The sequence below is a fragment of the Candidatus Termitispirillum reticulitermitis genome (genome assembly GCF_054655775.1).
Map to the genome: position 1 here is coordinate 1 of NZ_BAAIHG010000061.1, position 7,728 is coordinate 7,728.

9 protein-coding genes and 1 pseudogene are annotated in these 7,728 nt (G+C 41.9%); 1 reads left to right on the forward strand and 9 read right to left on the reverse strand.

Translation table 11 applies throughout. The features are described 5' to 3' along the window. Positions 1–428, forward strand: a pseudogene (locus AC1MDJ_RS06190) (adenosylhomocysteinase); the annotation flags it as partial. Positions 429–526: 98 nt separating this feature from the next. Here the strand turns inward: AC1MDJ_RS06190 and metK are convergent. From metK to AC1MDJ_RS06235, 9 genes are all read right to left on the reverse strand, one after another. Further along, positions 527–1,678 (reverse strand): methionine adenosyltransferase, encoded by a 1,152-nt coding sequence (metK, locus tag AC1MDJ_RS06195; RefSeq protein ID WP_479690067.1) that lies wholly within the window; start codon positions 1,676–1,678, stop codon positions 527–529. A gap of 91 nt (positions 1,679–1,769) precedes the next feature. After that, the gene (gene rimI, locus AC1MDJ_RS06200; protein ID WP_479690068.1) at positions 1,770–2,213 is read right to left on the reverse strand and encodes a ribosomal protein S18-alanine N-acetyltransferase; all 444 of its coding nucleotides are present in this window, start codon (positions 2,211–2,213) and stop codon (positions 1,770–1,772) included. Then, complete coding sequence (gene tsaB / locus AC1MDJ_RS06205; protein ID WP_479690069.1) at positions 2,191–2,808, reverse strand: tRNA (adenosine(37)-N6)-threonylcarbamoyltransferase complex dimerization subunit type 1 TsaB; 618 nt, start codon at positions 2,806–2,808, stop codon at positions 2,191–2,193. The genes rimI and tsaB overlap by 23 nt, the downstream gene beginning before the upstream one ends. Positions 2,809–2,848: 40 nt before the next feature. Then, on the reverse strand, positions 2,849–3,853 hold the full coding sequence (locus tag AC1MDJ_RS06210; protein WP_479690070.1) for an RpnC/YadD family protein: 1,005 nt from the start codon (positions 3,851–3,853) through the stop codon (positions 2,849–2,851). 38 nt (positions 3,854–3,891) lie between these two features. Beyond that, complete coding sequence (locus AC1MDJ_RS06215) at positions 3,892–4,920, reverse strand: radical SAM protein (protein WP_479690071.1); 1,029 nt, start codon at positions 4,918–4,920, stop codon at positions 3,892–3,894. 82 nt (positions 4,921–5,002) lie between these two features. Next, positions 5,003–5,245, reverse strand: a complete 243-nt coding sequence (locus AC1MDJ_RS06220; protein ID WP_479690072.1) for a DUF3791 domain-containing protein — start codon at positions 5,243–5,245, stop codon at positions 5,003–5,005. Continuing rightward, positions 5,245–5,502: a hypothetical protein gene (locus AC1MDJ_RS06225; protein WP_479690073.1), complete on the reverse strand. Its 258-nt coding sequence runs from the start codon at positions 5,500–5,502 to the stop codon at positions 5,245–5,247. Before AC1MDJ_RS06225 ends, AC1MDJ_RS06220 begins: the two co-directional genes overlap by 1 nt. Positions 5,503–5,505: 3 nt before the next feature. Continuing rightward, the gene (locus AC1MDJ_RS06230) at positions 5,506–6,006 is read right to left on the reverse strand and encodes a DUF3990 domain-containing protein (protein WP_479690074.1); all 501 of its coding nucleotides are present in this window, start codon (positions 6,004–6,006) and stop codon (positions 5,506–5,508) included. A gap of 312 nt (positions 6,007–6,318) precedes the next feature. Further along, positions 6,319–7,182 (reverse strand): radical SAM protein, encoded by an 864-nt coding sequence (locus tag AC1MDJ_RS06235; RefSeq protein WP_479690075.1) that lies wholly within the window; start codon positions 7,180–7,182, stop codon positions 6,319–6,321. Between the last annotated feature and the right edge of the window lie 546 nt (positions 7,183–7,728).

The following is a 7,728-nucleotide window of genomic DNA, read 5'->3' on the forward strand; positions in this document are numbered from 1 at the left end:
ATTTTAATGTTCCCGTGTTTGCCAAGAAAGGTGAGGACAATGCTACTTATTACAAACACCTTGAGGCGGGTATCGCTCATGAACCGCATATTACTATGGATGATGGTGCTGACCTTGTAAGTGCAATATTAAAGAATCACCCTGAACTCCATAAGCATATTATAGGCAGTATGGAGGAAACGACTACAGGGGTGATTAGGTTGAAAGCTATGCAAGAGGCGGGTGTGTTGCGTTTCCCTGTAGTAGCGGTGAACGATGTTCAAACAAAGTTTATGTTTGATAACAGATACGGCACGGGTCAATCTACTATAGACGGCATTATTCGCGCTACGGATGTGCTCATTGCGGGTAAGACGTTTGTTGTGGCGGGTTATGGCTGGTGTGGGCGCGGACTCGCGAGCAGGGCGCGCGGACTTGGAGAATCGCTCACGGATAGCTGCAAGCACAGGCATATCTTTATCAGCCCATAAAATTCTTTTCTTGCCCGCAGATGCAAGCGATTCGTCTCTAACGTCATATTTCATTATTATGCTCCTAGTTTGCCAGCAAGAGCAGCTATTTCCCCTGCCTTGTCAGTCTTTTCCCAAGTAAAGCCATCTCTGCCGAAGTGCCCGTAAGCAGCAGTACTCTTAAATATCGGTTTCCTCAGGTCTAACGCCTTTATGATACCATTAGGGGTAAGGTCAAAGATTTTATCAACAATCTTTTCTATCTCTACCTCTGGTATCTTACCCGTGCCGAACGTATCAACCAATATAGACACTGGTTTTGCCACACCTATAGCGTAAGCCACCTGTAGCTCGCACTTGTCAGCAACACCCGATGCGACAATATTCTTAGCCGCCCAGCGCGCCGCATAAGCAGCAGAGCGGTCAACCTTAGTGGCATCTTTGCCGCTGAATGCGCCACCACCATGGTGACCCGAACCGCCATAACTATCAACTATTATCTTTCTGCCAGTAAGCCCGCAGTCGCCCATAGGTCCGCCAATAGCAAACCTGCCAGTCGGGTTTATGTGATAGATTATCTTATCGTCAAAAAGTTCGGCAGGGATAACGGGACGGACAACATTTTTTATAATGTCCGCACGAAGCTGTTCCATATCAGCATCTTCGCTATGCTGAGAAGAAACAACTACCGTATGCACACGCAAAGCCTTGCCATCTTGATATTCTATCGTCACCTGAGACTTGCCGTCTGGACGCAGATAGTTCAAAAGTCCATCTTTACGAACCTTAGTCAGCCGCATACACAGCTTGTGGGCAAGCATTATCGGCAGTGGCATCAGCTCGCTAGTCTCCTTGCAGGCATAGCCAAACATCAGCCCTTGGTCACCTGCACCGCCAGGGTTAACACCCATCGCTATGTCAGGCGATTGCCTATTCAGAGCAGATATTACACCGCAAGTTTCATAGTCAAAACCGAACTTAGCTCTAGTGTAGCCAATGTCCTTAACTACACCGCGAACGATATTTTGCACATCAGCGTAGCCCTTAGTAGAAACTTCGCCACTCACTACGACCAACCCTGTGGTAAGCATAGACTCGCATGCCACATGGCTGTCGGGGTCCTGTGATAGCAGATTATCTAACACTGCGTCAGATATCTGGTCTGCCATCTTGTCCGGGTGACCTTCCGTCACTGACTCGGACGTAAACAGATAAGTATTTTTACTCATCAAACACACCTCCTTTTATAAACTACCTAATAATATACATATCTCAACGTATATTCAAGCTAAAATTTTGCAGTCTCAGTTCTATCTTCCCTCACCCTAATCCCTTGCCTTCATTGACGCTCATCTTCATCTGTATAGCGTCCCTGCCAGCACTATAGTAATTTTTAATAAGCCTGTTAGCCTCAAATCCACGTTTCTTATATAGCTTGATAGCTATTTCATTAGTAGAATCCACCTCTAAGTGCCAAGATAAAACACCGCTATGTCTCTCAAACACATAAGATAGTATTTCCGTAGCAATCCCCTGTCCACGCACATCAGGCAAAACAGCAATAGACAAAATTTCTCCCTCGTCAAGTAGCTCCCAGATTGATATATACGCCACAGGCATATTATTCTGATAGTAAATATAGGTAAAAGAATAGCCCTTTTCAAGCTCTGCCCGAAAATTAGCCTCGCTCCAAGCCAGCAAAAATGAGCGTTGCTCTATGCTAGACAGCAAAGCAATATCGTCAAATGTTGCTCGTCTGAGCAAGACTTTCCTCCGCCTCATGACGTTTCACGTAGTAGGCAACAGGTTCACACGCAAAACTCGTCCAATGCCCATGCATTATAGCTTCTGTAATGCACGACAACTGCGAATCTCTAGTGCCTATTATTAAAACGTCCTTCTCAAGCGCGCTTTCTTTAGAGATATAGACATCTGAGAATATATTGTTTGTGAAATCATAACTACGAACGGCGTATTCGCCAAATCTAATCCGCACAGCTAATGCAAGCCTCTCAAGTCCAGATACAATAGCTGCAGCATCCAGCGATGAAACCCCTAAATGTTTCTTGCCAAGCCCAAGCGCAATACCAGCAGTAGCTGCTATACCTATACGAATACCCGTAAATGAGCCTGGACCGACTATAGAAACCCATTCGTCAATATCCTGCGGGACAAGCCGTCTGCCTAATTTTGCACTTGTACTAGCAAAGAATTGTTTAATATTAGGAAAAAATAGCTCACCAACCATATTTTCAGAGCTAATACTATAAGAATTTAACCATCGTGCTGTGTCATTCACCATTTCAACAAGCGTGAATGACATAACAGAGCCAGAGGTGTCAGAGCACAACGTTAACATAGACTTATTCTATTACGAGATGGCAACTATACGTGCTTTATCATACAATTATATCGTTCTGTAGTTCTTTTAACTCTGAAACTGAAAGCCCTGTGAGTTCAGCAACTTTATCAAGTGCAAAGCCACTAGTCAAAAGCCCCTTGGCAATCTCTAACGCCTTTGCTCGCAAGCCTTCCAGCTTGCCTCTCTGCTCGCCCTCCAGCAAGCCCTCTAGCTTGCCTCTCTGCTCGCCCTCCAGCAAGCCTTTTTGTTTGCCCTCCTGCATACCTATTAGCATGCCCTCGTCAAACGCCTCTTCACGCCATACCCTTTTAGCTACATTGATGTCAAACTCTGATGTCAGCATACCCATATTCATTACCTCCCGTGAGTGTTTATATAGAAAGTCTTTTAGTATCCCCCGCTCTATACAGAGCCTTATAGCCCGCTCCATTGCACCAGCTAAAGCTACCTTATCCTCGCTATCTACCCCCTTTGTCTCTTGCCTAACTACCTCTACAAACTCCGCATAGTCCCCAAGCGTTCCACTCGCTTGCAATACCTTGCTATTATGTCCTTTATTAACATTCAACACTCTCGCTTCTAACTCTAAAAAGCTATGTGTATCCTTTCTTGTTTCGTCTTTTGCAAACATCTCAGATAGCTTTATATAGTAATCATCTGCTTTTAGTGGAGTAACGCCATTATATAACACTATAAACTCTGGACGAGGAATTGTCAACCTGTTCCTCCTATATACCGCATCGTTATCCACCATACCTTCATATAAACGAGCTATATATTCTAAAAACCGCAACGGCATATTATCGTTTATAGTTGATTGATGTTCCATTAAAACAACTAGCTTATCCCCTATGGTAAATGATATGTCGTTTCGTCTGCCCATAAACAGAACATTCTCTAAGGTATTTATTATAATGCCATCTGACAACGTATAGGTAACATCGTCAATGGCATTGTATAGCTCAACGAGCTTCTCTTTATCAGAGAATAGCTTGGTAAATACGCTATCCTTATACTCTCTGTTGGTATCAGTATCTGACATAGACCGACAATATAATAAAAACAAGAGATAGTCAAGTGCTATATATCTTTTATCTGCTCAGGCATAACATACTCGCTAATATCTCTGTTACTTAAAAGATGAGTTCCCATCCTCTTGTGCCCCCATATATTACAGTATCTGCAAAATGGCAACGGTCTAGCAACTAGTGAAAGTATCTCTTGCACACTCTGAACTTTATCTAGCTCTATATAGTCAAATTTAGAAACCTCTAAACTCTGATTAAAATGCTTGTTAAAGTGACGTATAACTGCCGGAAATATACATAGATAAAATCTACCGTCCTTTAATATTTGACACTGTCCAGCACTGGGACACATACTAAAGTTCATAGTCTCATTCTGAACACCTCTTGTATCAAATGGGCGATACAGAGATTCTCTCTCCACGCCATCTAAATATTGCAACTCTACTCCAAACTGCGCAGCGTAAGACTCTACTTTATCCCAATCTATCTCTGGGTATCTCGTAGGGGCTAACGTTACCTTATACTTTTTAACAGCTTCCCAAAACTCTACCCCCTGTTTAGGCAGAAGTATTCCATTAGTAATAAATCTAATTCTTGAATCTGGGAATAACTTGCGTGATATTTCAAAAAATGAGATTACGTTGGGATGTAATAATGGTTCGCCACCAGTTAGCTGAATGTAGTCAACTGCCCCACCAGTGAGTTCTGCTAATTTCGTTAAATCTCTCGTAACAACATCAATATCGGCATATTCTGGTTCCACCAGTTGCGAAAAATTGCCACAGGCAAAGCAGTTAAAATTGCAATGCTCCGTAAGCATTATATTGACTACATACAATCTGGCAGGGGTTGACCAACGTCTAACAGCGTCATTTATGGCGTTATACATTTTGCCATATCCACTATCCTGATACCTTTTTAACTCCATGACCCGCGCTTGTGCTTGCTTGTTTTTGCTGGGTATTTTTATCTTCAGCCCAAGCACACGAATGACCGTAGATACGCCCTCGCGACGCACCAAGAAAAACTTACTTAATAAAGAGTGTCTGTCTGTCTGTCTGTCTGTCTGTCTGTCTGTCATCCCGATACCCCCAAAGAATATTTCGTATGTTACAATACTCTATATGTTATGTCAAGGCTCTAAGTGGCGACTGCAATTCCCCTCACAATCTTTCTATATCTGCGACTGAAAGCCCTGCGAGTTCAGCAACTTTATCAGATGTTAATGCCCTTATATCTTCGGCGATTGCAAGCCCGCCCTCAATGTGCAACATATCATAGCGTTCACGGATATAGTTTAGCACGTCATACTTTTTGAATAGTTTTATCGTCTCCTCGCCAGATAGGTTATATGCATCCCTATATTCCTCAATACAATAAACGATAAAGTCAGTTGGGCATTCCATTACGCCGCCTCAGGGAACGTAATCTTGCCCGTTTCAAGCTCTTCATTCAGCAAGTTAGCCAGCGTTAAGGGGCTGAGATGCCAAAGTTTTGTGCCCTCCTCTTCAAGCAGGTAATAAAGTCGTGATAAGTATAGCAACTCAAACGCCTTGTCTTCAGAAACATTGCGGTTCTTTACTATCTCCTCAATAACAGATGGAATAAGCAGTTCAAGTATCCCCTTAAACTGCGATGGGTCGTAATCTTTTAATTCATCCATAGCCTAGACCTCCTTGTAGCCAGTAAAGCGCAAAAATGAGATAGCTTTCTCTGTTGCTAACGCAATCTGGTCATACAGCTCCCTAACCTTTAATAGCTCTATTGCCTGTTGTTTGGTATATATGTTGTTCATATAGGCTATAATCGTCCTATATACTGTATCATTTGCAACGGGACCACGTATTATATCATACTTTTTACCAGCATAAATATTTCTGCGGTTAGCGACTACAAAATCAAGCCATTCGTCATTAGGCGTTTCAAAGAGTAATAGATTAAGTTCTTTCAACATTAGTTCGTAATCTATTTCGTATATACTGACAAATCTGCCAGCGTTCACAGCACCAGCCCGCACCGCTCGTTTTTGAACGCTAACGGCAAACGCTCTTGCCTGCTCCTCATTAGTAGTCGTATAAAACCCGTGCCCGAAGTCAAGGGTTCTAACCGAAAAGCGCAACTCTGGCTTTTCAACGATAACGCTACTTCCATGATATACGAAATTCATCTGCTCATTATATAGTTGTCTGCACTTTCACGCAAGAGGTGGATACCCCTTCGCGACGCACCGAGTGTATCCACTCACGGGCAGAGTCAAGGTCTGTCATTATATCAGCCATACACAAGCTCCCCTCTGGTTGCAATCTCACGTTCAAGCGTGGTTGCGGTAAGCCTTAGGTTTTTGCAATACATTAAAGTATCAGTTTTACCCTCCCAAATATGCTTTTCTAAGCATGAACATATTTATTATTAGGAGCTACCCTATATAATAAACTTATCACCTCTGGGCTAGAGGCTCAAATGTCGGCGACATTAGGAGCTAATCCTTTATCTGCTCTGGCATAACATACTCGCTAATATCTCTTTTTGTAAGCACATGCTTTCCGTGATTCAGCGTATTTGCGGAATCGCAGTATCTGCAAAAAGGTATTGGATTGGCAATAAATCTAAATATATCAGACGCCTCGTTAATTTTGTAAATATCCAGCGAATCGCCTTCGCTAACGTTAATATTCTTATCAAAATATTCATTAAAATGAGATATAACTGATGGATATAAGCAAGGATAAAGCCTTCCTTCCTTTAGGATAAGGCATCTTGCCATAGAACACCTTATAAAGCTCCTCAACTCATTTTGCGCACCCGATAAATCTAATGGTCTAAATAATGATTGCCGCTCTATCCCCCCATCTACAAAGTGCAATTTTACTCCGAAAGTTGCAGCACATTCCTCAAGTTTCCTATAATCAATACTCGGATATTTTGTAGGCATAACCACTATGTTATTTTTCTTTATAGATTCCCAAAAATGCTCATCTTGCTTTGGTAGTAATAATCCATTGGTAACGAGCCTAATCTCAGAGTTGGGAAAAAACTTACGTGATACTTCAAAAAATGGAATCACGTTAGGGTGCAATAGCGGTTCACCACCAGCAAGCTGCAAGAAATTTAAACGAGCACCAAGGATGTTGCTGACACGTTCTAAATCTCTCGTCACCGTATCAACATCAGCATACGTAGGCTTTGCCAATGTTGAAAATGCGCTACAACCGCCACAAGCAAAATTGCAATGCTCCGTAATAAGCACATTTATATTGCTTAAACTATAAGGAACTGATAAGCGTGAAACACCATCAAAAAGCGAGTTGACTTCACTATGAATTTGAGAATGCTTGAAATTCATAAAACTAACTAAACGCTGAGTATTCATCTCTATAAGGCGACTATAGCTCAAAAACTTAAATTTTAACCCAAAGAATCTAACAACCTTTACAGCACCTTCATAGCGAACAGAAAAAACCCTGCTTAATAAAGATGGTTCTGTTCTGTTCTGTTCTGTTCTGTTCTGTTCTGTTCTGTTCTGTTCTGTTCTGTTCTGTTCTGTTCTGTTCTGTTCTGTTCTGTTCTGTTCTGTTCTGTCATCCCGATACCTCCAAAGAATACTTTCGTATATTACAATATTCTATTTGTTATGTCAAGACTCTAATTAGCAACTATATCTTGACTGGACTAGGATGTTGTAAGTAATCCTTACGCTGTGAACGTGTATAGTGGTTTTCTAAGGGCAGTCAGAGATTATTAGGTATTTCTCTCCTCACCATCGGAGGCTAAAAATAGCTTTTAATCTCTAACTAACCCTTAAAACCAGTAATAAAAAATGGAATATCTTTTACCAAGGTGCAATCAGGCGATACGATACCCGATAATCTAACAACTTTTTTCCGTGCAA

Excerpts from the sequence above, each read along its gene's own strand:
- metK (WP_479690067.1), bottom strand. The coding sequence starts at position 1,678 with ATGAGTAAAAATACTTATCTGTTTACGTCCGAGTCAGTGACGGAAGGT.
- tsaB (WP_479690069.1), bottom strand. The coding sequence starts at position 2,808 with ATGTTAACGTTGTGCTCTGACACCTCTGGCTCTGTTATGTCATTCACG.
- AC1MDJ_RS06210 (WP_479690070.1), bottom strand. The coding sequence starts at position 3,853 with ATGTCAGATACTGATACCAACAGAGAGTATAAGGATAGCGTATTTACC.
- AC1MDJ_RS06215 (WP_479690071.1), bottom strand. The coding sequence starts at position 4,920 with ATGACAGACAGACAGACAGACAGACAGACAGACAGACACTCTTTATTA.
- AC1MDJ_RS06220 (WP_479690072.1), bottom strand. The coding sequence starts at position 5,245 with ATGGAATGCCCAACTGACTTTATCGTTTATTGTATTGAGGAATATAGG.
- AC1MDJ_RS06225 (WP_479690073.1), bottom strand. The coding sequence starts at position 5,502 with ATGGATGAATTAAAAGATTACGACCCATCGCAGTTTAAGGGGATACTT.
- AC1MDJ_RS06230 (WP_479690074.1), bottom strand. The coding sequence starts at position 6,006 with ATGAATTTCGTATATCATGGAAGTAGCGTTATCGTTGAAAAGCCAGAG.
- AC1MDJ_RS06235 (WP_479690075.1), bottom strand. The coding sequence starts at position 7,182 with ATGAATTTCAAGCATTCTCAAATTCATAGTGAAGTCAACTCGCTTTTT.